The organism is Pseudomonas sp. GM102 (assembly GCF_000282555.1).
In the GTDB taxonomy this organism is placed as follows: Bacteria; Pseudomonadota; Gammaproteobacteria; order Pseudomonadales; family Pseudomonadaceae; genus Aquipseudomonas.
On the sequence record NZ_AKJB01000048.1, the window covers coordinates 111,730 to 135,168 of the forward strand.

Annotated in this window: 25 protein-coding genes; 13 read left to right on the forward strand and 12 right to left on the reverse strand. The window is 58.0% G+C overall.

The genetic code is table 11. The features are described 5' to 3' along the window. Positions 1–122: 122 nt before the first annotated feature. Both PMI18_RS19205 and PMI18_RS19195 read right to left on the reverse strand, forming a co-directional pair. A complete protein-coding gene (locus tag PMI18_RS19205; RefSeq protein ID WP_007898749.1) occupies positions 123–1,739 on the reverse strand; it encodes an inorganic phosphate transporter in 1,617 nt (538 codons plus the stop codon). Positions 1,740–1,974: 235 nt separating this feature from the next. After that, on the reverse strand, positions 1,975–2,997 hold the full coding sequence (locus tag PMI18_RS19195) for a transporter (protein WP_007898751.1): 1,023 nt from the start codon (positions 2,995–2,997) through the stop codon (positions 1,975–1,977). 275 nt (positions 2,998–3,272) lie between these two features. Between PMI18_RS19195 and PMI18_RS19190 the strand changes: the two genes are divergently transcribed. Then, positions 3,273–4,898, forward strand: coding sequence for a methyl-accepting chemotaxis protein (locus tag PMI18_RS19190; protein WP_007898752.1), 1,626 nt, complete (start codon positions 3,273–3,275; stop codon positions 4,896–4,898). 111 nt (positions 4,899–5,009) lie between these two features. Next, the gene (locus PMI18_RS19185) at positions 5,010–5,444 is read left to right on the forward strand and encodes a hypothetical protein (RefSeq protein WP_007898753.1); all 435 of its coding nucleotides are present in this window, start codon (positions 5,010–5,012) and stop codon (positions 5,442–5,444) included. On the opposite strand, the gene PMI18_RS19180 is transcribed toward PMI18_RS19185, so the two are convergent. The 3 genes from PMI18_RS19180 to PMI18_RS19170 all read right to left on the reverse strand — a co-directional run bounded on the left by PMI18_RS19180 (position 5,441) and on the right by PMI18_RS19170 (position 8,393). Next, positions 5,441–6,619 (reverse strand): GAF domain-containing sensor histidine kinase, encoded by a 1,179-nt coding sequence (locus PMI18_RS19180; protein WP_007898754.1) that lies wholly within the window; start codon positions 6,617–6,619, stop codon positions 5,441–5,443. The genes PMI18_RS19185 and PMI18_RS19180 overlap by 4 nt on opposite strands. A 160-nt stretch (positions 6,620–6,779) precedes the next feature. Next, a complete protein-coding gene (locus PMI18_RS19175) occupies positions 6,780–7,085 on the reverse strand; it encodes a PepSY domain-containing protein (RefSeq protein WP_007898755.1) in 306 nt (101 codons plus the stop codon). 180 nt (positions 7,086–7,265) lie between these two features. Continuing rightward, entirely contained in the window at positions 7,266–8,393 is a 1,128-nt protein-coding gene (locus PMI18_RS19170) for a glycerophosphodiester phosphodiesterase (protein WP_007898756.1), read from the reverse strand. Between the two features lie 233 nt (positions 8,394–8,626). On the opposite strand from PMI18_RS19170, the gene PMI18_RS19165 reads away from it, so the two are divergent. Continuing rightward, a complete protein-coding gene (locus PMI18_RS19165; RefSeq protein WP_007898757.1) occupies positions 8,627–8,953 on the forward strand; it encodes a DUF2025 family protein in 327 nt (108 codons plus the stop codon). Positions 8,954–9,072: 119 nt separating this feature from the next. On the opposite strand, the gene PMI18_RS19160 is transcribed toward PMI18_RS19165, so the two are convergent. Beyond that, positions 9,073–9,396: an antibiotic biosynthesis monooxygenase family protein gene (locus PMI18_RS19160; RefSeq protein ID WP_007898758.1), complete on the reverse strand. Its 324-nt coding sequence runs from the start codon at positions 9,394–9,396 to the stop codon at positions 9,073–9,075. Continuing rightward, entirely contained in the window at positions 9,393–10,100 is a 708-nt protein-coding gene (locus PMI18_RS19155; RefSeq protein ID WP_007898761.1) for a CTP synthase C-terminal region-related (seleno)protein, read from the reverse strand. The genes PMI18_RS19160 and PMI18_RS19155 overlap by 4 nt, the downstream gene beginning before the upstream one ends. Before the next feature lie 15 nt (positions 10,101–10,115). Here PMI18_RS19155 and PMI18_RS19150 point away from each other — a divergent pair, with 15 nt between their 5' ends. Further along, complete coding sequence (locus PMI18_RS19150) at positions 10,116–11,057, forward strand: LysR family transcriptional regulator (protein ID WP_081499835.1); 942 nt, start codon at positions 10,116–10,118, stop codon at positions 11,055–11,057. A 133-nt stretch (positions 11,058–11,190) separates the two neighbouring features. Here PMI18_RS19150 and PMI18_RS19145 read toward each other — a convergent pair whose 3' ends face one another. Continuing rightward, positions 11,191–11,799 carry a TetR/AcrR family transcriptional regulator gene (locus tag PMI18_RS19145; RefSeq protein ID WP_007898765.1) on the reverse strand — a complete coding sequence of 203 codons (609 nt, stop codon included), beginning with the start codon at positions 11,797–11,799 and terminating at the stop codon, positions 11,191–11,193. Between the two features lie 215 nt (positions 11,800–12,014). On the opposite strand from PMI18_RS19145, the gene PMI18_RS19140 reads away from it, so the two are divergent. Next, complete coding sequence (locus tag PMI18_RS19140) at positions 12,015–13,091, forward strand: MBL fold metallo-hydrolase (protein ID WP_007898766.1); 1,077 nt, start codon at positions 12,015–12,017, stop codon at positions 13,089–13,091. A 113-nt stretch (positions 13,092–13,204) separates the two neighbouring features. Continuing rightward, positions 13,205–14,716: an amidase family protein gene (locus PMI18_RS19135; protein ID WP_007898773.1), complete on the forward strand. Its 1,512-nt coding sequence runs from the start codon at positions 13,205–13,207 to the stop codon at positions 14,714–14,716. Between the two features lie 32 nt (positions 14,717–14,748). On the opposite strand, the gene PMI18_RS19130 is transcribed toward PMI18_RS19135, so the two are convergent. Both PMI18_RS19130 and PMI18_RS19125 read right to left on the reverse strand, forming a co-directional pair. Then, positions 14,749–15,015 carry a helix-turn-helix domain-containing protein gene (locus tag PMI18_RS19130; protein ID WP_007898775.1) on the reverse strand — a complete coding sequence of 89 codons (267 nt, stop codon included), beginning with the start codon at positions 15,013–15,015 and terminating at the stop codon, positions 14,749–14,751. A gap of 51 nt (positions 15,016–15,066) precedes the next feature. Continuing rightward, entirely contained in the window at positions 15,067–15,384 is a 318-nt protein-coding gene (locus tag PMI18_RS19125) for a helix-turn-helix domain-containing protein (protein ID WP_007898784.1), read from the reverse strand. 338 nt (positions 15,385–15,722) lie between these two features. Between PMI18_RS19125 and bglX the strand changes: the two genes are divergently transcribed. Continuing rightward, complete coding sequence (gene bglX / locus PMI18_RS19120) at positions 15,723–17,951, forward strand: beta-glucosidase BglX (protein WP_443200865.1); 2,229 nt, start codon at positions 15,723–15,725, stop codon at positions 17,949–17,951. A 130-nt stretch (positions 17,952–18,081) separates the two neighbouring features. On the opposite strand, the gene PMI18_RS19115 is transcribed toward bglX, so the two are convergent. Further along, complete coding sequence (locus PMI18_RS19115) at positions 18,082–18,849, reverse strand: AraC family transcriptional regulator (protein WP_007898789.1); 768 nt, start codon at positions 18,847–18,849, stop codon at positions 18,082–18,084. A gap of 112 nt (positions 18,850–18,961) precedes the next feature. Between PMI18_RS19115 and PMI18_RS19110 the strand changes: the two genes are divergently transcribed. From PMI18_RS19110 to PMI18_RS19095, 5 genes are all read left to right on the forward strand, one after another. Then, entirely contained in the window at positions 18,962–19,780 is an 819-nt protein-coding gene (locus PMI18_RS19110; RefSeq protein ID WP_007898791.1) for a sulfite exporter TauE/SafE family protein, read from the forward strand. A gap of 71 nt (positions 19,781–19,851) precedes the next feature. After that, positions 19,852–20,220, forward strand: a complete 369-nt coding sequence (locus PMI18_RS19105; RefSeq protein WP_007898793.1) for a hypothetical protein — start codon at positions 19,852–19,854, stop codon at positions 20,218–20,220. A gap of 34 nt (positions 20,221–20,254) precedes the next feature. Next, complete coding sequence (locus tag PMI18_RS19100; protein WP_007898794.1) at positions 20,255–20,944, forward strand: DUF6933 domain-containing protein; 690 nt, start codon at positions 20,255–20,257, stop codon at positions 20,942–20,944. 92 nt (positions 20,945–21,036) lie between these two features. Beyond that, complete coding sequence (locus PMI18_RS0129470; RefSeq protein ID WP_050548143.1) at positions 21,037–21,375, forward strand: T6SS effector amidase Tae4 family protein; 339 nt, start codon at positions 21,037–21,039, stop codon at positions 21,373–21,375. Further along, entirely contained in the window at positions 21,372–21,605 is a 234-nt protein-coding gene (locus PMI18_RS19095) for a hypothetical protein (protein ID WP_007898798.1), read from the forward strand. Before PMI18_RS0129470 ends, PMI18_RS19095 begins: the two co-directional genes overlap by 4 nt. A 65-nt stretch (positions 21,606–21,670) precedes the next feature. Here the strand turns inward: PMI18_RS19095 and PMI18_RS19090 are convergent, their stop codons facing one another. Further along, positions 21,671–22,657, reverse strand: a complete 987-nt coding sequence (locus PMI18_RS19090) for a hypothetical protein (protein ID WP_007898800.1) — start codon at positions 22,655–22,657, stop codon at positions 21,671–21,673. Between the two features lie 393 nt (positions 22,658–23,050). On the opposite strand from PMI18_RS19090, the gene PMI18_RS19085 reads away from it, so the two are divergent. Continuing rightward, positions 23,051–23,439: helix-turn-helix domain-containing protein (locus PMI18_RS19085; RefSeq protein WP_033036242.1), on the forward strand; the 389-nt coding region annotated here is incomplete at its 3' end.

A 23,439-nucleotide genomic window follows, 5' to 3' on the forward strand; every position in this document is an offset into this window, starting at 1 on the left:
CCAGGCAAAAAAAATCCCTGTAGGAGCGAGGCTTGCCCGCGAAGGCGTCTTCACATTCAACGATGATATTGACTGTTAGACCGCTTTCGCGGGCAAGCCTCGCTCCTACAGGTTCGGTGTGGTCAGAACAGTTTGGTGAACAACCAGTAAAGACTGCCCGACAACACAATTGCCGCCGGCAAGGTCAGCACCCAGGCCATCAGCAGGTTGCGGATGGTCTTCATCTGCAAGCCACCACCGTTGGCGACCATGGTCCCGGCCACGCCTGAAGACAACACATGGGTGGTCGACACCGGCAGGCCGAATATGTCGGCGGCGCCGATGGTCAGCATTGCCACGGTTTCTGCCGAGGCGCCCTGGGCGTAGGTCAGGTGCGTCTTGCCGATTTTTTCGCCGACCGTCACCACAATGCGTTTCCAGCCAACCATGGTGCCCAGCCCCAGTGCGATGGCCACCGCGATTTTTACCCACAGCGGAATGAACCGCGTGGCGTTGTCGATTTGTTGCTTGAACAGTTGCAGCTTGCCGGTGGTGTCGGCGTCGAAGTTGCCGACCTTGTTCTTGTCCATCAGGCGAATGGTTTCACTGGTCAGGTACATGTCGTTACGCACGTTGCCCATCGCTTCGGCCGGGACTTTCGACAGAGAGCCATACCCCTTCACTTCGTTACCGATGTGGCCTGCCAGTGCGGCGAGGGCGGGGATCAATTGCGGCGAGGCTTCCTTGCTGCGCATGTAATCGGTCAGCACTGGGCGTGGATCGGCGGGTGCCGGCAGTGGCGAATTTTTCATCAATGCTTGCTGGGTGACTTCGGCCACGGCCGCGAACTGCAACGCCTGATCCGCTGGCATGGTCCGGTTCAGCGCATACGCCATTGGCAGGGTACCGACCAGAATCAGCATGATCAGGCCCATGCCTTTCTGGCCATCGTTGGAGCCGTGGGCAAACGACACGCCGGTGCAGGTCAGAATCAACATGCCGCGAATCCACCACGGTGGCGGAGTGTCGCCCTTCGGCGCCTTGTACAACGCGCGATTTTTGACAAAGACGCGCAACGCCAGCAGCAACAGCGCAGCAAAGGCGAAGCCGATCAGCGGCGACAGCAGCAACGCGTAACCGACTTTGGTCGCCTGAGCCCAATCCACGCCACTGGTGCCGTCACGGCCGTGCATCAGGGCATTGGCCACGCCGACACCAATGATCGAGCCGATCAGGGTGTGCGACGAAGACGCCGGCAAACCCAACCACCAGGTGCCCAGGTTCCACAGGATCGCGGCGATCAACAGCGCGAAGATCATCGCGAAACCGGCGGAGGAACCGACTTGCAGAATCAGCTCTACGGGCAGCAGGGCGATGATGCCGAACGCCACCGCGCCGCTCGACAGCAACACCCCCAGGAAGTTGAAGAACCCGGACCAGGCCACGGCGAAATTCGGCGGCAGGGAGTTGGTGTAGATCACCGTCGCCACGGCGTTGGCGGTGTCGTGAAAGCCGTTGACGAACTCAAAGCCCAAGGCAATCAGCAGCGCGACACCCAACAGCAGAAACGGCGTCCAGGTGGTGACCACCGTGCCGAGTTCGCTCATGTCGTGCATCAGGCTGTAGGCGGTGAATAACAGCCCACTGCCCAGCACCGCAAAGAACATCACGATAGTGAGCAGGCCGGGTTTTTTATCGAGCTGCGGCTTGACGCTGCTGGCGGGAGCCTGGGCAGCGCTGGTGAAGGAAGGCGTAGCCATGCCGGATAATCCTGAGCAGAGAAGGAGTATCGGTCATGATCGTTGCTAAATATTACAGAGAGGCTGCGCTGGGTCAGTGTTTGGTTTTTTTGCGATGCCGAAGATCACACATCCCCGTAGGAGCGAGGCTTGCCCGCGAAGGCGATCTAACAGTCAAAATCATCGTTGAATGTGAAGACGCCTTCGCGGGCAAGCCTCGCTCCTACGTGGACGGGGATGGTGGGGATGGCAGTGATCAATAATCCTGCCGCTTGCGAAACGCCCAGCGCCCGGCAATCAGGGTAAACGTCGCGACCAGCGCCACTAGGATCCAGAACCCCTCTGGATCACCGGAAAGTGGCACGCCGCCGACGTTCATGCCGAAGAAGCCGGCGATGATGTTGATCGGCAGCGCCAGCACCGTGACCACGGTCAGGGTGAACAGCGTGCGGTTGCTCTGTTCGTTGAGGTTGGCGGCGATTTCTTCCTGCAACAGCTTGATCCGTTCACCGAGGGCCGTGAGGTCGTTGATGATCAGCGCAAACTCCTCGGTGGACTTGCGCAGCTCCTTGACGTCCTCCTTCTGCAACCATTGCGGCGGGCGATTGAGCAGACGCAGCAACGAGCCTGGCTCCAGCGCCAGCAAGCGTTGCAGGCGCACCAGCACGCGCCGATTGGCGCCCAGCTCAGCCCGGTTGGTCGACAGGCGTGAAGACAGCAACTCATCTTCGATCTGATCGACACTGAGGCTGGTCTTGCGCACGATCTGCGTCAGCACTTCACCCTGATCGCGCAACAAATGCACCAGCAGCTCCAGCGGCGAACGAAAGCATTCACCGGCCTTCACCGAAGAGCGCAGCTTGTCCACCGAGTGCAGCGGTTGCAGGCGTGCGCTGATGATCAGCCGGCTGCGGGCGCAGACCCACAGCGTCGAGACATCCGAGGAGACCATGCTGCTGAGGTTGAACACCACGTCGTTGACCACCGCCAGCAACGCCGAATCGACATGTTCGATACGCGTCGAGCGGGAGCCTTCGTGCAGCGCTTCGAAAAACTCATCGGGCAATGCCAGGTGACTTTTCATCCAGCGCTCGCAGGCGGCATGGGCCAGGTTCAGGTGCAGCCAGAGGAACTCATCACTGTCGTCCGGTTGTTGCAGGCAGTGCAGCGCCTTGGCCGAGTCGATCTCCCGGCCGCGCTCGCCGGGGCGAAAACTGAAACCGTAAAGCAGGCCGAACAGGTCGGAATCGCGATGGCGTTGGTCAATGCTGTGGTTCATGAGGTCTCGCTGTGAGGAGGCGCCTGTCGCAGGTTTCACAGGTTCACTTGAGCCCCATCATCGCAACGTATTTTGAAGGTTTTGTGACAGTTGAATGGCGCCGGAAATCCGCCTCTTGCCGGTGGTCGGAGAGCGCTCAAGAAAGGCTCTGGCACGCCGATGAGGCTGATGTTGATCTTCCGATTCTGGTGGTGAACCAGTGTCGCTGACAGGGATGTCCAGACATCTTGCATGCCACTTGGGCGTGCCTTTTCCCTGTCATGAGATATCACTCGATGTTTTTGCAAAAATCCCTGAGAGCGCAAATCCTCGCCCTGTTGAGCGGCAGCCTGTTGGCGATGTTGCTGATCGCTTTGGCTTGCTTTCACTTCCTGTCCAATGGCGTTCAGAACTACGCGAACCTGATTGAAGGTCCGTTGCACACCTCGCAATTGATCGATGAGGCCAACCTGCAATTCAAGGTGCAGGTTCAGGAGTGGAAAAACGTTCTGCTGCGTGGCAAGGAACCTGCGAACCTGGACAAATACTGGAAGCAGTTCGAGGACGGTCAGCGCGACGTGCAGGGCATCCTGAGTGAGCTGGCCGGGCAAAAGGGCATCGAGCCGCAACTCAAGACCCGCATCGAACGCCTGCGTGAAGAGCATCGTGCATTAGGCGCGGCCTATCAGAAGGGCCGTGATGCCTACGTGGCGGCCGGTGCCGACCCAACGGCTGGCGACAATGCGGTCAAAGGCGTGGACCGTGCCGCCAGTGAACAGATGAATGAGCTGGTCAGCGAACTGCGCAAGCAGAGCATCGAGCAGTCGAAGCTGATCAGTGCCAGCGCCGATCAGACGGTGTTGCTGGGGCTCGTGGTGATGCTGGTGTCGGGTCTGCTGATTGGCTTGTTGAGTCTATGGCTGGTCAACCGCAACCTGGTGGAGCCGATCCGCAAACTGATCGACTATGTGGCACAACTCAGCCAAGGGCGCTTCGCCGAGCGCGTGGCCAGCACCCGTCAGGATGAGTTGGGCAACCTGGCCAGGGCCGCCAACACATTGCGCGATTTCCTCGCCGAAACCTTCAGTCGTTTGCAGCGCAGTGCGACGGACCTGGACAGCGCCAGCGGCGAGCTGAACTCGATTGCCGGCCTCATGGCCAGCGGCACCAACGAGCAGTTCACCCGCACCGATCAGGTGGCCACGGCGATGAACGAAATGTCCGCCACCGCGCAAGAAGTAGCACGCCACGCAGCCGACGCGGCACGTGCGGCCGATGACGCCGACCAATCCGCTCAGCAGGGCGAAAAAGTCATGCAGGGCACCATTCACACCATCACCCAAATGCGCGGCGAAATCGCCAACACCGCCACGGTCATCCGTCGTCTGGAAGCTGACAGCGGGCGCATCGGTAAAGTGCTGGAAGTGATTCGCGGCATCGCCGAACAGACCAACCTGCTGGCGCTCAACGCCGCAATCGAAGCGGCCCGTGCCGGTGAAGCCGGACGTGGTTTTGCGGTGGTCGCCGATGAAGTGCGCAGCCTGGCCCAGCGCACGGCGGCGTCGATCATCGAGATCAACCAGATCATTCAAACCGTGCAAACCGGTGCGGTGGACGCGGCCCAGGCTATCGAAAGCGGTCAGTCGCGCAGCGAAGAAAGCGTTGAGCAAGTGACCCAGGCCGGCGCCATGCTCGAGCGCATCACCCATGCCGTGGAAGCCATTCGCGACATGAACCGCCAGATCGCCACCGCCGCCGAAGAACAGACGTCAGTGGCCGAAGACATTTCACGCAACCTCACCGAAATCACCAGCATCGCCAGTACCAACCTGGACAACGTGCAGCGCACCGAAGCGGCCAGCCACAATCTGCATGGCTTGTCGGGGCAATTGAATGAAGTGACGGCGCGGTTGAGCGCCTAGTGAAATGGGCTGTGTATCGGTTCGGTTACCGAATCGGTACACAGTCACTCTCAAGTTCGTGCCGCGCCCGTCGATGACGGATTTACCCAAACTCCACATTGGATAAATCCCATGGTCAGCATCAGCTCCATTTCGATCAATCAGACCCTGTCGACCTCTTCAAGCAAAGTCGCGATCAACGACAGCACCGAAGACACTTCAGTCGCAGCGACGGCTGAGGCGTCCAGCGATACCACCAAGGTTGCCGCTGGCGGTGCACCCGCATCGAGCGACAGCAGTTCCAGCAGCAGCGAATCCGATACGGTGAAACAACTGCGCAAGCAGCTCGCCGAGCTGCAAAAGCAATTGCAGGAACAACAGCAACAACTGCAAGCGGCCCAGGCCAAGCAAGACAGCGCCGAAGCCAAAGCAGCGAACGTTGCGGCGGCTCAGTCGCAGGTTGTGGCCACTTCAGCTTCGTTGCAGACGGTGACGGCGGCGTTGTTGCAGGCGTTGCAGGACGAGGGCGGCAGTACGTCGGGTTCGGTGGTCAGCACCACTGCTTAAGTCGGTGAGGGCAAGCTGAAGGTGAACGTCGTGCCCTGTTGCTCGGTCGATAGCACCTGCAGTTTCCCGCCATGGGACTGCGCAATCTGACTGGCAATGTACAACCCCAACCCGAGGCCGACCTGCGGTGTTCCGCCGGCTGGTTTCGAGTAGGGCAGGAACAGATGCGGCAGCGCATCTTCGGCAATCAGCCCCTGGTTTTTTACGCTCAACACAAAGTGTCCTTCCTTGACCTGCGCACTGACCTCGACCGGGCCGTCGGGAGTTCCGTGGACAACGGCGTTCGCCACCAGATTGGATAGCAATTGCGCGACCCGTTCGCGATCGCAATGGATGTTGCTCAGGTCGCCAATCGACGACTGAATGATGCGTTTTGGGTGAATGCTCTGGATCTCGGAAATCACATGCCGCAATGCGTCCGCCAGGTCCGGGCACGGCTCAATGTTCACCGGGATGCCTCGGCCCAGTGAACCCCGCGCGAAGTCCAGCACATCGTCCACCAGTTTGGTCGCCCGTCGAGCGCTGGTGAGGATGTGCCGGGCCCGTTGCTCATTCGCCGGGTCGCAGACTTTGCGCAGGAGCATTTCGGCGCCGGCGCTGATGGCAAACAAGGGGTTGCGCAGGTCATGGCCGAGCACGGCGATGAATTGTTCACGCATTTCGGCGGTTTGGCGTTCCTTGATCAGCGCCGTTTCGGTCCGTTGCAGGTTTTCTTCGGCCTCGATCTGTAGCGCCAGCATCCGGGCGAACGACTCCATGGTGCTCTGGATCGTGCTGGACTTGAGCGGCGCCGGATTGGGATCAAGGGCACAAATGGTGCCGAAAAAGCGCCCGTCAGTGCGCAATATCGGGACGGCAATGTAGCTTTCGAATTGATAGGTCTGAGGCGTGTGGTGATCGCGGTAGAGCGGATCTTCACTGGCCTTGTCGATCACCACCGAGTGGTGGCCCTGGCGAATTTCGTTGCACAGGGTGGACACCAGGTCCAGCTCATCGCCGACTTGCAAACCGAAATTCAGTCGATCAAGCACCGCGCAGGCAGTCCAGGAGTCTTCGGTAACACGGGCCACCGCTGCGAACCGCAAACCGGTCAACTCACTGATCACCTGAAGAATCGCCGGCACCGCGCTGATCCGGCTGATTGTGGTGATGTCTGCTGCCGCTGTTTGCCCCATATCCTTGGTTCTCTGCTTCAACATGCCGAATGGTTTTGAGGGATTCTAGCGGGCTTGCGCGAATTGTCGCGGCTTCGTTCGTCGCCTCAGCGAACGGCCAGACGCCGAACGCAAAAAAGCCGCACGACCCGAAAGTCGTGCGGCTTTTCTTGCAGTTGAATCATGTGTCTTGTTTGTTGCTCAGAACCTTGCCGGTAGTGGCATCGAAGTCCACGTCCCACTCGGTGCCGTCCGCCCTGCGCAGTTCAACTTCATATTCGTAGCCGTTGAAGTGGTTATCGAGGTCGGTGTCGGTAATCGTGGCACCCGGGTGCAACTTCAGGGCGGCCTGGTTCAGTTCTTCCAGGGGTTTGATCTTGCCACTCTTGACCAACTCAGGGATCTGGTCGACGCGAACGTCTGCCTGGGCCAGGCCAGCGGTGAGGGTCAGGGCAGCAGCGGTGAACAGGGCAGTTAAGGTTTTCATGAAGTTCTTTCCTTGGATGAGCTGTTTAAGTGGGATCAGGTTAACCAGCGCAACTTAATTCACCCTTAATTGACTGTGGCGTCAGATTAAAAGCTTCGCGGGCAAGCCTCGCTCCTACAGGTCTTGCGCAGACCTTGTGGGAGCGTGGCTTGCCCGCGATGCAGGCGCCACGGTCTCGAATCAATACCCGTTGTTCTGCAACAACTGCGCAACGCTCGCCGCCGCCGGACGCTTATAGAACTTCAGCAGTTCGCTGGCGCGGTTGGTGAAGATGCCGTCGACGCCGGCATCCGCCACCTTCTGATAATCCACCGCTTCGTCGATGGTGTAGACGTGCACCAACAAGCCCTGATCGTGGGTGTACTGGTTCATCCACGGTTGCACCAGGTCCGAATAGCTCTGATCGCCACCCTTGGTCAGTGCGGCCGAAGGGCCGGTGCCGATTGCGCCCTGAGCCTTGGCGTACTCGACCCATTGCTGGAACTCGGCTTTGTTCTTCGGTTCCTGTTTGGCGTAGTAGGTGGCTTTGTCCTTGTCGCCGGACTCGGCGAACGTCACTTTGGATTTCGGCTCGATGCTGCCTTCACCGACCCACAGCAACAGGATTTTCGGCACTTGCGGCATTTCCTTTTCGAGCAGTTCGAGGCTGCTCTTCTCGAAGGTTTGCAGCACCACCTTGCCTTTACCCTGGCCGACCGCCAGTTCGCTCTTCGCCAGTTTCGAACCGACCGGGCTCAACCAGCCGCGATCCTGGAGTTTCTCCTTGAGGTCGCGCTCGATGCCGGGAAACTGCTTCGGCTCTTTGGTTTCGATGTACAGGCCCGGCTTGTGCAGTGGATTGCCTTGGGCGATGTCGATGATTTCATCCAGGGTCAGGATCTTCAGACCCGCGTAGCTCGGACGCGCGCGATCCGGGTAAGCGCTGTTGAACCAGCTGCCGGCATCCAGGGTTTTGAGTTCGGCGATGGTGAATTCGTTGGCCTGGCTGTCCTTGCGCTCTGGGAATTTGGTGGCGACGTCGGTGGTGCGTTGCAGGTTGTTGTCGTGCAGGGCGAACAACACGCCGTCCTTGCTGCGTTGCAGGTCCAGTTCCAGGTAATCGGCACCCAGGTCGCGGGCCAGTTTGTAGGCTGCTGCGGTGGATTCCGGTGCATCGAAAGACGCGCCACGGTGAGCGATCACCGCCGGGTGCGGAATGCCCAGGCGGGTCGCCAATGCCGTGGGGCTTGGCTCGTTGGCGGCCTGTGCCTGGCCGAGGCCGAGCATAAGGCTCAGCAGCAGGGCGCTCTTGGTGAAGGTGACAGGCATGGTCGAAGTCCTTTTGCGATGGGTTTTCAAAGACGTATCTTTTAACAACTGAGCGCCGCTTGCGCTATCGCCAGACCGACATAAACGTGTTTAAAGGAGTTTTTTCAGCGCTTTTGTGCGGTTCTTTGCAGTACTCTTGGCCCCGGTAATTTCCCCGGCAGAGGGAAACCCGTTCGCTTGCCCTGCGTGTAAACCATCGATCACCGGTCTTTCGACCTTTTGTGAGGTTTATCATGCGCATCACTTCCCAGCTCATTTGCCAGGCCGCCGACCAACTCAAAGGCTTCGTCGGCCTCAATCGCAAGACCGGCCAGTACATCGTGCGCTTCAGCGAAGACTCGTTCGGCATGGACGTGGCTGATGACGGCATCATCCCCACCAGTGAGTTCGTCTGGGCTCCGGGCCCCGAGCAGACCATGACGCTCAAGCGTGAACTGATCCAGTTGCTGCTGGACCAGAACATCGACGACCGGATCAACATCACCGAGCCGTTGCGGGTGTATATGAATCGGCGGGAAGTGCCGCAGATTACGGCGGTGAGGAGTTTGGTTCAGAACTGAAGTTTGTGAGTGGCTGTCAGGGCTTCTTCGCGGGCAAGCCTCGCTCCTACGGGTTGCGTTGCCCTCTCTGTAGGAGCGAGGCTTGCCCGCGAAGGCAGTTCTAAAAACGCCGCTGAAAATCACTGCTCAAACCGATAATCCCGCTCAACCCTGCACACCCGCGTATGACACGCCGAATACCAGGTCGAACGCCCGCGCTCACGAATCGCGCTGTGTTCGGGATGGTGTTTCCAGGCCAGGATCGCCGCTTCGCTATCCCAGTAGGACACCGTAATCCCGAGCCCGTCCGCACCCCGGGCCGATTCCACGCCAAGAAAGCCAGGTTGCTCACGGGCCAATTGCACCATGCGTTCGGCGGCCTGTTCGTAACCGTGATCGCCCTCGGTGCGCAGCGAGGTAAAAATCACCGCGTAGTAAGGCGTTGCAGGTGTCTGGGCGGTCATGATGGGTGCCTCGCACACGCTTCGATCAACGCGCGGACCAACGGTGGCAGTATGCCCTTGAGCGCGGCGCGCTCGGGCTGGAACAGCGTCGCGACGAAGAACGGATGCCCGCGTAATTCCACCGCTCGCAAGTCCCCCGTCGAGTCGTGTCCAACGGCGCACAGCTGTTGGCTCAATAACTCACGTTCGAACTCGGAATTCACACCATAACGACAGCGATATCCTTCGCGAATTTCAGCGTTTTCGTACGCCTTGGCGATCAACGAGCCTTCAACCAAATGAATGCTGTCGACGGCTTCCACCAGCGAACAGCTCAGCGGCGTGAGCAACGCCCGCGTCGCGTCGGGCGAGGTCTCGCCGTGTTCGGCATCGTTCCAGCCCAGAACGTTGCGGGCGAATTCGAGTACCGCATGCTGAAAACCGCCGCAAGTGCCGAGGAAAGGTCGCTGCTGCTCGCGGGCAAAACGGATCGCCCGTAATGCGCCGTCCATGTCGCGATAAGGACTGGCGGGCACGCACCAGAAACCATCGAAGCCATCCAGTGGCGTCTCGGTGTTGATGCTCTCGGTGGCCAACCATTGAAACTGTATGTCTTGGCCTGAGTGTTCGGCGGCCATGCCGAGGGCGACGGGAATGGCTTGGTGGGCGGTGACCTGTGGGTCGTAATCGCCGATCAGGGCGATGCAGATGGCGCTGGTTTCCATGAGTGATCTCGACGCTTGTTGATTCCTGGCACCCACTATAGATTGGCGTTCACGCAATCAATATTGGCGTTATCCCAAATGATCAATGCGCCAGCGCACTATCGACTGGACTACCCGGATCTGTCCCTGATCCTCGCCCTGGTGCGCGGTGGCTCTCTGGCCCGGGCATCGGCGTTGTTGAAAGTCGATGTCTCGACGGTGTTTCGCGCTGTCCGCCGACTGGAAGCCGCGTTGGGTCAGCAACTGTTCGAGAAGAGCCGCGCCGGTTACCTGCCGACCACGCTGGCGCAGACTCTGGCCGAGCAGGCTGAGCGCGCCGAACAAGCGCTGGAGGCGGCGCGCATTGGCGTGGAGCAGGGCGGTGAAGTCATCAGCGGCACTGTGCGCCTGACCTGCACCGATTCAGTCCTGCAAAGTTTGTTGTTGCCGGCGCTGGCGCGGTTCATGCCGTCCTATCCGGCGCTGACCATTGAACTCTGCACCTCCAACGACTTCGCCAATCTCAGCCGTCGCGACGCCGACATCGCCTTGCGCTTGACCCGCACACCGCCCGAGCATTTGGTTGGCCGGCGGCTGGCGGATATTTCCTACCGGGTCTGTGCCAGCGCGGCCTATCTGCAATCGGTTGATTCCCACGACCTGGCCTCATTGACCTGGATCGCTCCGGACGATTTCCTGCCCGATCACCCCACCGTCGCCTGGCGACGTCAGCAATTGCCTGGCGTGACACCGGGTTATCGCTGCAACAGCATGTTGTCGGTGACCGAGTTGGTACGGGCCGGGCTGGGTGTCGCGGCATTGCCGGACTTCCTCATCGGTGATGGACTGCAACCGTTGACCGATCCCTTGCACGGTTACGACACCGCGCTGTGGTTGCTCACACGCCCAGACTGCCGCGCATTGCGCTCGGTGGTGACGTTGTTCGATGAGTTGGGGCGCGCGCTGAAGTTGCCTTGAGTCGGATCACGCCTTCGGCGGCTCTCACTATAGCCCCGGCACCAGTTTCATTCTGAAACACATTACGGTGTTTCTACTCAGAGCGATCGGTCAGCGATAAAGCCGCGGACATTGTCATTTTTTGCAGCTCGATTCAGAGCTCATAACAGGCCAGGAACATGTCTAGCGCCGACTCCACAACGGTGTGCTGCATCTCGGGTGACAAGCCTGGCTGGCCCATGGATATCTGCGGCCAGAACGCAAAGGACTTGAGCAATCCCTGGACCTGTTGCGCGGCGAAGTCAGGGGCGACCGGTTTCAATAGGCCATCGGCCTGGGCAGCGCGAATCCACACAGTCAGGCTTTCTTCGCGAGCTCCCATCCGGGCGACCATGTTTTGCGCACGCTCGGGAGAATGGATGGTGGCGGCAATCGCCACCCGCGCCAGGTCGAGAAAATTGTCATCGGCCAGCATCTGCAGTTTCGCCTGCAACATCAGGCGCAACTGATCGCGCAGGGGCAGGTCAGGGCGGTAGGACATTTCCTGTTCGGCCGTCGCCCGTGCCCATAATTGATTAAGGATTTCGGCGAACAACTCTTCCTTGCTCGGGAAGTGGTTGTACACCGTGCGCTTCGACACGCCAGCGGTGGCGGCGATCTTGTCCATGCTGGTGATGTCGAAACCGTTGGCACGGAATTCAGCAATCGCCGCCTGGATGATGGCTTCGCGTTTTCGGTCGGTGAGGCGCTGTGGAGCTGTCATAAATACGCTTAAGCAGGAAGAAGTGGGGAACTACACTTGGTAGTTTACTTGTGATCAGCTTTGATGCAACCTTGAAACTACACTGTGCAGTGTAATGTTTCGTTAATCCTGCACAGTGAAAAATAGAATCTCCGGCTGATGCGTGCATGCCTTGGCCATTTATCGTCCCAAACGGAAAACCGTCAATCGTGCGGTTTTTCTGGAGTCATTCAGTCATGGCCACTTCAACTTCTCCAGCGGATAACGCTTCAACGCCTCAAGCGTCTCGACAGGTTCAGGGGCAGTACCGAAATCATGCGCCCGTAAAACGCGAAGGATTTCGCAAAACCGTGCGCATCCTGTGGAACTTCATCTTCCACAAACCGCGCGATACCCGGCCGTCCGCCCCGGTCCCGGTGCAAACCTTGACCCAGGCTGCGTTGATCGCCGCGCCCAACCACAGCGTCTATCGCCTCGGCCATTCCACTGTTTTGCTGAAGCTGCGGGACAAATTCTGGATCACCGACCCAGTCTTCGCCGAGCGCGCCTCTCCGGTGCAATGGGCCGGCCCGAAGCGTTTCCATCAGCCGCCGATCAGCCTCGAAGATTTGCCGCCGATTGAAGCGGTGATCCTGTCCCACGATCATTATGACCACCTCGATTATCAGGCCGTTCTTAAACTGGCGGACAAGACCCGCTACTTCCTCACACCGCTGGGTGTGGGCGACACCCTGATCAAATGGGGGATCGATGCCAGCAAAGTGCGCCAACTGGATTGGTGGCAGAGCACCGAGGTCGATGGCCTTCAATTCGTCGCCACTCCTTCGCAGCACTTTTCCGGTCGTGGTCTGTTCGACGGCAACAGCACCCTTTGGGCGTCGTGGGTGATGATCGACGGCGACACGCGGATCTTCTTCAGTGGCGACAGCGGCTACTTCGACGGCTTCAAACGCATCGGCGAACAGTACGGCCCATTCGACCTCACACTCATGGAAACCGGTGCCTACAACGTCGAGTGGCCGCACGTTCACATGCAGCCCGAGCAAACCCTGCAAGCGCACATAGACCTTAAAGGGCGCTGGTTGCTGCCAATCCACAACGGCACCTTCGACCTGTCGATGCATGCCTGGTACGAACCCTTCGACCGCATTTTGGCGTTGGCCTGGGAGCGGAACGTGTCAATCACCACGCCGCAGATGGGCGAGGCGTTCAATGTGAAGTATCCGCAGCGTGGTCGTACCTGGTGGCTGGATCTGGAAAATGAGATGAAGGAAGAAGGGCGCATGGCTTGTAGCGGCTACAAGTCTGGATGAACTTTCGTACAGCCCTCGCTCCTTGTTGCTGACAGTCGTTTCCTACGGCTTCGGTAGGCTGTTCGACGAGTGAAATGACTCACTCGTGATTAGCCATAACAAGGACGTGTTACATGAAAGACATTTTCAAAAACCGCATGACGGTATTGGCGCAGACCCTGCTGCTGTCGGTCGCAAGTTCCGCTTACGCGGATAACTCCGCGCTCGAGTACGCGAGTGTCAGCGAACTCACTGCACGGATGGAGCGTAACGAACTCACTTCCGCAGCGCTGGTGAAACACCTGCAGGCGCGTATCGAAACACTGGACAAACAAGGGCCGGCGATCAACGCGATCATGGAGCTCAATCCCCAGGCCATCGAGATTGCGACGGCGTTGGACAAGGAACGTGCGAATGGAAAGGTTCGTGGTCCGCTCCACGGCATTCCGGTTCTGCTTAAAGACAACGTCGATACCGCAGACACGATGCAAACGAGCGCGGGCTCGCTGGCCATGGTCGGCCAACCAGCGGTAAACGATGCGTTTGTCGTCAAGCAACTGCGTGACGCCGGCGCGGTCATTCTCGGCAAAACCAACATGAGTGAATGGGCATACGTTCGGCAAATGGGCTTACCCCATGGCTGGAGTGGCCGAGGTGGCCAAGGGAAAAATCCCCACGTGCTGGGCGCCGAAATGTGTGGCTCCAGTTCCGGTTCGGCCGCAGGCGTAGCCGCCGGGTTCGCACCGCTGGCCATTGCCACCGAAACCAACGGCTCGATCACTTGCCCGGCCTCGGCCAACGGCGTGGTGGGTGTGAAACCGACGCTGGGGCTGTTCAGCCGCTCCGGCATCATTCCGATCACACGCCTGCAAGATACTGCTGGCACCATGACGCGCACCGTTCGTGACGCTGCGCTCATGTTCAACGCCCTGCAAGGTATCGATGCTTCGGACGCCGCAACCGGCGACGCACCGGTGGGTATCGATTACACCGCATTGCTCGCCACGGACGCATTGAACGGTAAACGAATCGGTTACCCGATCGAGTACACGGGGCCGAACGGCACCGTGCTTCATCCCGATGTTCAATTCCAGAAGGCGCTGGCCACGCTGCAAGAACAAGGCGCTACCCTGGTGCCGTTAAAAGTCCGATTGCCTGACATTGACGGTTACTTCAACGCACTCATGGCAGGCATGAAACATGAACTGCCCGAGTACCTCGCCAGCCGCCCCGGGCTGCCGATCCAGACGCTTCAAGCGTTGATCGACTTCAATGAACTCAATCCGGGCGCCGAAGGCTACGGTCAGCAGATGCTTAAAGAGATCAACGAACTGGACATGACCCACGCGCAGGCGACTGAACTGTTCACGGCGTTCATGGCCGACTTCAAGGGCGCAATTGATGAGCAACTGACCGAGCACAATCTGGACGCCTTGGTCGCCGATGCCGACGGGTATTCGCAATTCAGTGCCGCAGTAGCGGGCTACCCAGCGATCACACTCCCGTCGGGCATGAATGATGAAAATCTGCCCACCTCCGTGTTCTTTTACGGCCCGCGCTGGAGTGAACCTAAACTACTGGCGCTGGCTTACAGCTATGAACAGGCTTCGTTAGCGCGCCAGAATCCGGCGTTTAAACAGCAGTAAAGGGATGTAATCAGGCCAGTGAGTTTGTGGTGTCACTGGTCCTGTATGTCATGCTCAAGCAGGGAAAGGCATTCCTTCATCCTAGCTTCACTGACATCGCGAAAGCCTCCACGCAATATCCCAGAAATTGTGGCTTGCGACAGACCCATAATTTCAGACGTCTGAACGTGAGTCAGGCGACGAGCCTTGATGACTTCATCCCTTTTCGCGGCAAGTTCTGATTTGGTGCTCATATCGATTGCGTTATCCATACCGAGATCGTCATAGACGTTCCCGCTGCTTCCTTCTATTTCAATCATTTCCTGATTCCTTTTATGTGATCCGCGCAACCCTTCAATCGATGATTTCACTCACTCAACCATCGCATAATCCGCCCGCCCCACCGGATCCGGTGTCGACCCTTTCACATTCATCCCTCTGCCCGGTGCAAACCCCGGGAAGAACACCAGACCTTGCGACTCAAACCGATACGCCAACGCCAGCCGGGTGACGTCCAGCACATCGCGTTCCGCCTCGAAACGCTGAATGGCGTCAACCGAAACCCCGGATTCCTCGGACAGCTCTTCAACACTCCAGCCCAGCATCGCTCGGGCCTGGGCACAGTGGGCGGGGGTGAACTGGAAGAGGGCGATACGTTCCAGGGTGATTTTCATCGCAAGAGTGGCCATGGTGTTCTCCGGGCTCGAGAGTGCTGATTCAAAATGTACTGTGTTTTTGTACAGTTGTTTTGATCCCGGATCAAACTCATTTTTTTGATCGATTCTATTTTTTGCTCCGGCAGGCGCTGGGGAGCGACTACGCTGTTTCTATGCGGGAACCTGAAAGCTCAAGGCTTTCAACTCCCGTGAGCAGCAATGATTGAACGTCAGCTTTCTGATTTTCAATTCAGGGAAGGTGGCGTTTATGACGCAGTGCGTCACAGCGTTATGCAGGGAAGGGAATCATGAAAAGACTACGTCTGCTATGTGCCCTGATTGGTTTTACAAGTCTGCCCGTCGTGGCTGATATGGCATCGTTGAGCAAAGAGGCCTTTGTCAGCGACCTGATAAATCAAATGACCCTGGAGGAAAAAATCGGCCAACTGCGGCTGATCGCTATTGATGAAAAGATGACGCCCGAAAAAATACGCGAAGAAATCGCCGCCGGGCGAATCGGTGGTACCTACGGCTCTGTAAGCCGTTTCGTAAACCGCCCCATGCAGGACGCGTCTCAACAAAGCCGCCTGAAAATCCCGATGTTTTTCGGCTGGGACGTGATACACGGCCATCGAACCATTTTTCCCATTGGCCTGGCATTGGCCTCCAGCTGGGACATTGGCGCTATTGAGCTAAGCGGCCGGATAGCGGCAAAAGAAGCCAGTGCGGACGGTATCGATCTGACCTTCGCCCCGATGATAGATATCGCCCGGGATCCTCGTTGGGGACGCACCTCTGAAGGCTTTGGTGAAGACACCTACCTGGTTTCGCGCATTGCCAAAGCGATGGTTCAGGCCTACCAGGGCACAAGTCCGAATGCACCCGACAGCATCATGGCCAGCGCCAAACATTTTGCGTTGTACGGGGCTGTCGAAGGTGGACGCGACTACAACAGCGTCGACATGGGCCTGGCCAGAATGCACCAGGATTACCTGCCACCTTATCGTTCGGCAATCGAGGGGGGCGCGGGGGCGATGATGGTTGCGCTTAACTCGATAAATGGCGTGCCAGCCGCTTCCAATGCCTGGTTGATGCAAGACCTGCTGCGCAAGGCATGGGGCTTCAAGGGGCTGGTCATCAGCGACCATAACGGGATAAACGATCTGGTTCAGCATGGCGTGGCGAAGAATCACCGCGAAGCCGCCAGGCTCGCGATCAGGGCCGGCGTTGATATGAGCATGAACGACTTCTCCTACGGTCCGGAGCTACAGGGGCTACTTGAGTCGGGCGCTATTTCCCAGAGCAATATCGATAACGCAGTGCGGGAAGTGCTGGGGGCCAAGTACGACATGGGGCTGTTCGAAGACCCTTACCGGCGCATCGGCATTGCCAGTGAAGACCCCGCTGATAACAACGCCGAACACCGTCTGCACAGAGCCCAGGCCCGTGAAGTAGCACGCAAGACATTGGTGCTGCTCAAGAATGAAAACGGCCTCTTGCCGCTGAAAAAAGAGGGCGTGATCGCACTCATAGGCCCATTGGCAAAAAGTGCCGTCGACATCATGGGGAGTTGGTCTGCAAGCGGCGTGGCCGAGCAATCGGTGACGATTTATGACGGGCTGAAAAACGCAATGACCCAGGGCTCGCTGATCTATGCCCGAGGCGCCAATCTCGAGGAGGATCAGGAGGTCGTTAAATACCTGGAATACCAGGGCGTGTCCAAAATCGAGAATGACGCGCGTCCGGCAGCAGAAATGATTGATGAAGCGGTGAAGGCTGCACAGCAAGCCGATGTCGTAATCGCAGTGGTAGGCGAGCCCCGCAGCATGTCTCATGAAGCGGCCAGTCGAACCAGCCTCGACCTGCCTGGGCGCCAGAGTGAATTGATCACCGCCCTGAAAGCCACCGGCAAGCCGTTGGTATTGGTCTTGATGAACGGCCGGCCCCTGTCCATCGGCAAAGAGCAGAAACAGGCCGATGCGATTCTGGAAACCTGGTACAGCGGCTCCGAGGGAGGCAACGCCGTTGCCGATGTGTTGTTCGGGGACTACAACCCGTCCGGCAAGTTACCCATCACCTTTCCACGCTCCGTGGGGCAGATCCCCAATTACTACAGCCACTTGAACACCGGTCGCCCCTACATAGCGGGTGCGCTTCGCAACTACACGTCGCAATATTTCGATCAATCTCATGGTCCGCTTTATCCCTTCGGCTATGGGCTGAGTTATACCGATTTCAGCCTGACCGACATGGCCCTGTCGTCGACTACCCTGAGCAAGACCGACAACCTCGTCGCCAGCGTCATGGTGAAGAACACTGGTCAGCGCGACGGCGAAACGGTGGTTCAGTTGTATATCCGCGATGTTGTGGGATCTGTCAGCCGTCCGGTCAAAGAACTGAAGAACTTTCAAAAAATCATGCTCAAGGCCGGAGAGGAAAAAGCAGTCCATTTCAGCATTAATGAGAACGACTTGAAGTTCTTCAACAGCCAATTGGAATACGCCGCCGAGCCGGGTGAGTTCCGGGTGCAAATCGGTCTGGATTCCCAGGATGTGAAGGAGCAGAGTTTTGAGTTGCTGTCAGAACAAGGCAGTGGTTAAGGCCAAGTGCAGAACCCGTAGGAGCGAGGCTTGCCCGCGAAGAACGATGACGCGTAATACCTGAAAAACCGCGGCGCATTCTTCGCGGGCAAGCCTCGCTCCCACAGGTTCTGCGCTTGCCGCGAGTTCTCTATTTCGCCCCCTCCAACCAAACGGACGGTGCCTGCCCCAGCACGCGACGAAACATCGTCGAGAACGCCGCCGGGCTGTCATAGCCAAAATCCAGCGCAATCCGCGTCACCGGCGTGCCCACCGCCAGCCGCGCCAAAGCCAGCACCACACAGGCCCGCTGCCGCCATTGGCTGAAACTCAGCCCGGTCTGTTGGCGGAACAGACGATTAAACGTACGCAAACTGATATGCAACTGATCAGCCCAGTGTTGCGGCGTTTGATGAGCATTCGGTTGCTGGAGAAACGTCTGACACAACCCAAGCAGCCGCGAATCCAGGGGCAGCGGAATGTGCAACGGCAAGTGAGCGCTACGGCCCAGTTCGTGCAATAGCAAGTCGATCAGCGCACCGTCGCGCCCGGCCTCGTCGTACTCCAGCGCAACCTCCACCGCCTCCATCAGCAAATGCCGCATCAACGGCGAAACACTGATCACCTGACAGCGATTGCCCAAATCAACCGACCCCGGTTCGATGTACAAGCTGCGAGTGCTCACCCCCAGCATCAACACCTCATGCGCCACCCCCGGCGGAATCCACACCGCCCGCTGCGGCGGCACCACCCAATTGCCGTCGTGCGTACTCACCTGCATCACCCCGGTGGCGCCATACAACAACTGCGCCCGCCGATGGGTATGGCGCGGCAATAGATGACCATCGGCGTAATCGGTACCGATGGCCACCACCGATCGTGGCGTAGCGTCCAGCAGGTCAATCGAAACATTGCGCATCAGGCGGTATCCAGCGGTTGGCGTAAACGCAAACATTATTGGCTGACTTGCTGAAGCAGGCCAACCCCCATCGCTCTATCGTCGGCCACTCTCAACCAACGGACGATGCGCGATGTTCTTCTACCTCTTGCTGGCACTCTTCGGCTGCATGACCGGCGTCACCGCCGTGCTGTTCGGCTTCGGCGGCGGATTCGTCGTCGTGCCCTTGCTGTACCGCATGCTCACGGCCAGCCACGGCGCCGACGACCCCATCAGCCAATCGGCGATGCACATCGCCGTAGCCACCTCGACCTGCGTAATGATCGTCAACGCCCTGATCGCCACCGCAAAACACAGCCGCGCCGGTAATCTCATTCGCCATTACGTGTGGCCGTTGGGCGGGTTCATCGGCCTGGGCGCGATCGTCGGAGCCGTTGCAGCGATGTGGGCAAGTGGCGAGTTGATCCGTTTTGCCTTCATCGCCTACCTCGGCGTGACGATCCTGGATTGCTTGTTCCGACGCGGTTTTCTCACACAGTCCGACGCCGTAATCCCACGGCGATTGGGCAGGGCAGAAGTGTCGGGCGGCGGTGTAGGCATCGGCACCATCGCCACGTTTCTCGGCGTGGGCGGCAGCGTCATGACCGTGCCGTTGCTGCGGCGTTGTGGGCTGAGCATGTCCAAGGCGACGTCCATGGCCAATCCGTTGAGTCTGCCGGTGGCGCTGGCCGGGACGCTGACTTACATGGCGATGGCGGGGTTTGCCGGGTTTGATCTGGGGCGGTGGTTTGTCGGTTATGTGGATGTGCTGGCGTTTGCGGTGTTGACGGTTGGATCGGTGCTAGGCATTCGGCTTGCCACGCCGTGGATCGGGCGGATACCGGATCGGGTGCATGCGCGGGTATATATTGGTTTGCTGGTTTTGGTGATGCTGAGTCTGTGCGCCAAGTGAGGTTGGAATCAGTCGGCTTATTCGCAAGAATAGGCCTTCGCACTGTTCAAGATTTCACGCAGGAGAATGTCATGCCGATCCTCGAAAGTGACTGGAAGAAATTCAAGGAACTGCGCAAGATTGCGCTCGATCGATTTTGCCAAGGTGTTCTTGCCGATGCCAAGACGATTGCACAACATGGTGCTCTTTCGGCACATGCTCGCTATGGGATGCTTTACGGCCTGATCCAGGATCGGAACAAGGACATGGCCCAGGCCTTTGACCATAACAGTCAATCCCGTTCCAGTGCGCTCAGAGGCTTGTGGTTGATGGTCATGCACGACTTGCTGACCGACGCCGAATTATCAGTTCTCAGCGAAGGTGCGCTGAACTACATCTCGGAAGTTGTTCGCCAACCCTATGAGCTTGAATGGGTTGACGAGATCGTGCGACAGGACTGAGTGTCCTTCAATTACATGAACCAAAGGACCAAGGATGTTGATCTTCAACTGCACCGAAGCGGCCAGTGACTTCTTCAGTCGCGTGAGCAAGGGTAAGAAAATCACTCCGGTGGAGAAACCGCCATCGCCCGCTATCGAGGATGATGAACAAGGTGAGTCCACCGAACAGTGGCTGGTCCATGCCATCACCGTTCAACGCAAGCACGTGCTGTTCGTCATCCATGTGAAAACCCGTTATTGCATGATTTTCGCGGACGCGAAAAAGGCCGATGTCGCAGGTTTTGTTCAACGTTTTTCCGAGCGATGGATAAACGGCCTGATCCATCATGCGGGGCAGCACGACATCCTTCGCTGGGTCGAAGATGAGCCGATGATGGAGCGCTTTGAGGAAAGCAATCGCGAGTACCGACTGTACAAACGCCGACATCGCGGTGCGCAAAAGCACATCGACGATATCGCCTGGTTCTTCCAGGATTGCGCTGCAGAGTGGGGCACCTTACCGCCGGATGAGCATGCGGCTGGCCGCTTCGACGCGCAGATGAACGACTTCCTCAGAGGCAGTAAAGGTCATAAAGACTATTACTTCCCGAGCGAAGAGATGATGGCGCACTGGTTACGCACATACTGCGGGCGGGATGAGCAAGTTATTCAGGCTGCACGTGATCGGCGTAAAGAGGTAAAGCAGGAAATTTGGGAGTTGGAGAGCCAGCTGCGGGAAGGTTGAAACCTTGAAAATACAGCAAATGCCCGCGATGCGGCGATCTACGCCGGGCGGGTGCCGATCTCGACAAGCTCAAGGGTGTCCGTCATTGTTGGCTGCACCCCAAGAGCGAAGGGCATGTATTGGCAGCAGAAGAAATGACACAGGCGTTAAGCCAAGCCAAAATTCCCGGCCTGCACGCCCTCAAAAAGATAAAGCCGAAGGACTTCGAGGATGATCTTGAAGGGCAGCAAGGCATCATTTTCTTCAAAGACTTCTGGCGCCGAGGAAGCGAGACCATCGGCAATCGCAGTGGCGATCATATCGACCTATGGAACGGGCGTAGACTAACGGACTGGCTGAGCTACCCTCGTATTCAGTTGGGTTTTTCCATTGAGGGCAGTTTCTCCGACTACCACGAGTCGAAGGAAATATGGTTTTGGAAGGTCATATGAAAATTGTTAAAGGGGCATTGTTCGTCATCCTTATGGTTGCCTTGGCCGTTGGGGCATTTAATTTGTTATTCGTGGCAGCGTCTGACTACTTTGGGCCGTTCTACGAAAGTGAAGCGGACCAACGTCGGAACTTCGCAATTTGGCTTTTGGGTAATGCGGGGGTTGGGATGCTTTCGATTGTTATGGGGGTTGTTTTGTATCGGCGTTATCTGCGCAGAGCACGTGTTTGAACGACACGATGGCCGCCGTGCCGAGGCGATATCAGCCACAGCAATTACGCAGTGACACCGATTACTTACCCGCCAACCCCCGGCGCCTCACGAATAATGAAGTGATCCAGGTTCTCAATATTGGCACTGAACACCCCGAACGTTTGTTCGGGTTTTTTCTTGCTCGGCACCTGTTTCAACTCCGGCGTCACCCCATAAAAGAAGCAATACAACTCGGCGTCACTGCCGACCGCGTGCTTGATCTCTTCCAGAAACGCCTTGCGCTTGCGGTAGTTGTCGATCAGCTTCTTGCTCAAATAAACGTTCACCGAATAAGGCTTCTTCTTCGCCTCGTCCGGTTGCTTGAACCAGACCTTCTGCTCGAAATCGATGCGAAAGCTCTGCGTGTAGTCCTTGATCTCCTTGATCTTGCCCCAGTAAATCAGCCCCTTGTTGTCCTGCAGATACTCAATCTTCTTGAAGAACGACCCATAAGGCGCCGTGTGCTCGCCAATCTTCAGCGGCATGCGCTTGAGCAGCTCCTTGTCCTCGAAGTTCGACACAAAACACTCCACCGGATGGGCGAAGACACTGGTCTTGTCCGGTGCCGACTCCCGGCTCGGCTGCTCGACGCTACTGGCCGCTGAAGCTGTTTTTGGGTCATCCCGCATGACATCCGCCGCCACCGCCGGGCTCGCAGGCTTACGCACATACTCACGTCGAGTCAGCAACAACTCCGACGGAAAATGCTCCTCGCGACTGTCATCCGATTCCGCACCGTCCGCCTCCAGGCCAGACGCCGGCGTCTTCAGGCTGACATAAGGACAACCCTCAACATGCCGCGTGCTGGGTATGTTCTTGAAGTGCGGCGTGCGCACGTAATTCACGTTCTTGGCGTTGAACGTTCCCAACACATTGGCCGCATCAAACGCCGAACGGCAGGCATCGTTGGGGCACTGGAAGTGCTCCTTGGCGGAATCGAACTCCATCGTCTCGTCGAAATTCAAATCGCGCACGTCATAGATCGACAGCTTGTCGTCGAGGCTGAGGCAGTAGGCGAGGTCGAATTTCATGGTGGGCTCGGGTCCTTGAGTGGGGAAGGGTATTAATAGCGGGAGGCGGCGCGGGTTGCACTGACTGTTTTTGGCACAGCGTAAAATCTGTAGCAGTGCACCGGTCAATGGGCAGGGCGCGAGACGCTACTTTTGAAAGACGCTCAGCTCGACGCTGACCCTGCGGCGAGGGGATTTATCCCCGCTGGGCTGCGAAGCAGCCCCAGTCCGTATTGCCAATAAAAAACCGCTACCCGAACACGAATGACGGCGTTGCAATTGCAGCACGCTTCACCGCGCGCCCATAACCGGAATTATATTGCTGGAAGTGGAGGGTTGAGCCACGATAGTTGGCATTATAGTTCCGACTGTGTGGCAAGCCATGCTAGGACGCCTGGTTGAATGGGGGCTGCGATGAAAGAGAACACCAACGAACGGCGCAGGCAAGTCATTGACGACATCGTCATGCAGCATGTGACAGGGATCGAAACCCTGGGCACCGCTATTCGTCGGCTAAGGCTTGAAGTGACCGGTTTCGACCAGGAAACCTTTGCAGCCATGTGCAAGATGTCGACCAAGGCTCTGTACCAGATCGAGAAGGACAAGGCTAATCCGACCGTCAGCACCCTCGAAGCCATCCTGAGGAAATTCGGGTTACGCCTGGGGCTGACCATGGCTGCCACAACCCTTTACACGCCGCCGCTTGGGCAGCAAAAGCCGGTTTCCAAAGCGCCCGTTCGCGGCGCCAATCCTAAACGCAAGTCTCCAGGACAGCTTAATAGAGTGGCTTCGTTGCGAGCCAC

Coding starts and splice junctions, on each gene's coding strand:
- PMI18_RS19190 (WP_007898752.1), top strand. CDS start 3,273: ATGTTTTTGCAAAAATCCCTGAGAGCGCAAATCCTCGCCCTGTTGAGC.
- PMI18_RS19165 (WP_007898757.1), top strand. CDS start 8,627: ATGCGCATCACTTCCCAGCTCATTTGCCAGGCCGCCGACCAACTCAAA.
- PMI18_RS19205 (WP_007898749.1), bottom strand. CDS start 1,739: ATGGCTACGCCTTCCTTCACCAGCGCTGCCCAGGCTCCCGCCAGCAGC.
- PMI18_RS19155 (WP_007898761.1), bottom strand. CDS start 10,100: ATGGAAACCAGCGCCATCTGCATCGCCCTGATCGGCGATTACGACCCA.
- PMI18_RS19090 (WP_007898800.1), bottom strand. CDS start 22,657: ATGAAATTCGACCTCGCCTACTGCCTCAGCCTCGACGACAAGCTGTCG.
- PMI18_RS19145 (WP_007898765.1), bottom strand. CDS start 11,799: ATGACAGCTCCACAGCGCCTCACCGACCGAAAACGCGAAGCCATCATC.
- PMI18_RS19140 (WP_007898766.1), top strand. CDS start 12,015: ATGGCCACTTCAACTTCTCCAGCGGATAACGCTTCAACGCCTCAAGCG.
- PMI18_RS19115 (WP_007898789.1), bottom strand. CDS start 18,849: ATGCGCAATGTTTCGATTGACCTGCTGGACGCTACGCCACGATCGGTG.
- PMI18_RS19110 (WP_007898791.1), top strand. CDS start 18,962: ATGTTCTTCTACCTCTTGCTGGCACTCTTCGGCTGCATGACCGGCGTC.
- PMI18_RS19180 (WP_007898754.1), bottom strand. CDS start 6,619: ATGGGGCAAACAGCGGCAGCAGACATCACCACAATCAGCCGGATCAGC.
- PMI18_RS19100 (WP_007898794.1), top strand. CDS start 20,255: ATGTTGATCTTCAACTGCACCGAAGCGGCCAGTGACTTCTTCAGTCGC.
- PMI18_RS19095 (WP_007898798.1), top strand. CDS start 21,372: ATGAAAATTGTTAAAGGGGCATTGTTCGTCATCCTTATGGTTGCCTTG.
- PMI18_RS19130 (WP_007898775.1), bottom strand. CDS start 15,015: ATGATTGAAATAGAAGGAAGCAGCGGGAACGTCTATGACGATCTCGGT.
- bglX (WP_443200865.1), top strand. CDS start 15,723: ATGGCATCGTTGAGCAAAGAGGCCTTTGTCAGCGACCTGATAAATCAA.
- PMI18_RS19170 (WP_007898756.1), bottom strand. CDS start 8,393: ATGCCTGTCACCTTCACCAAGAGCGCCCTGCTGCTGAGCCTTATGCTC.
- PMI18_RS19125 (WP_007898784.1), bottom strand. CDS start 15,384: ATGGCCACTCTTGCGATGAAAATCACCCTGGAACGTATCGCCCTCTTC.
- PMI18_RS19135 (WP_007898773.1), top strand. CDS start 13,205: ATGAAAGACATTTTCAAAAACCGCATGACGGTATTGGCGCAGACCCTG.
- PMI18_RS19175 (WP_007898755.1), bottom strand. CDS start 7,085: ATGAAAACCTTAACTGCCCTGTTCACCGCTGCTGCCCTGACCCTCACC.
- PMI18_RS19195 (WP_007898751.1), bottom strand. CDS start 2,997: ATGAACCACAGCATTGACCAACGCCATCGCGATTCCGACCTGTTCGGC.
- PMI18_RS19160 (WP_007898758.1), bottom strand. CDS start 9,396: ATGACCGCCCAGACACCTGCAACGCCTTACTACGCGGTGATTTTTACC.
- PMI18_RS19185 (WP_007898753.1), top strand. CDS start 5,010: ATGGTCAGCATCAGCTCCATTTCGATCAATCAGACCCTGTCGACCTCT.
- PMI18_RS19105 (WP_007898793.1), top strand. CDS start 19,852: ATGCCGATCCTCGAAAGTGACTGGAAGAAATTCAAGGAACTGCGCAAG.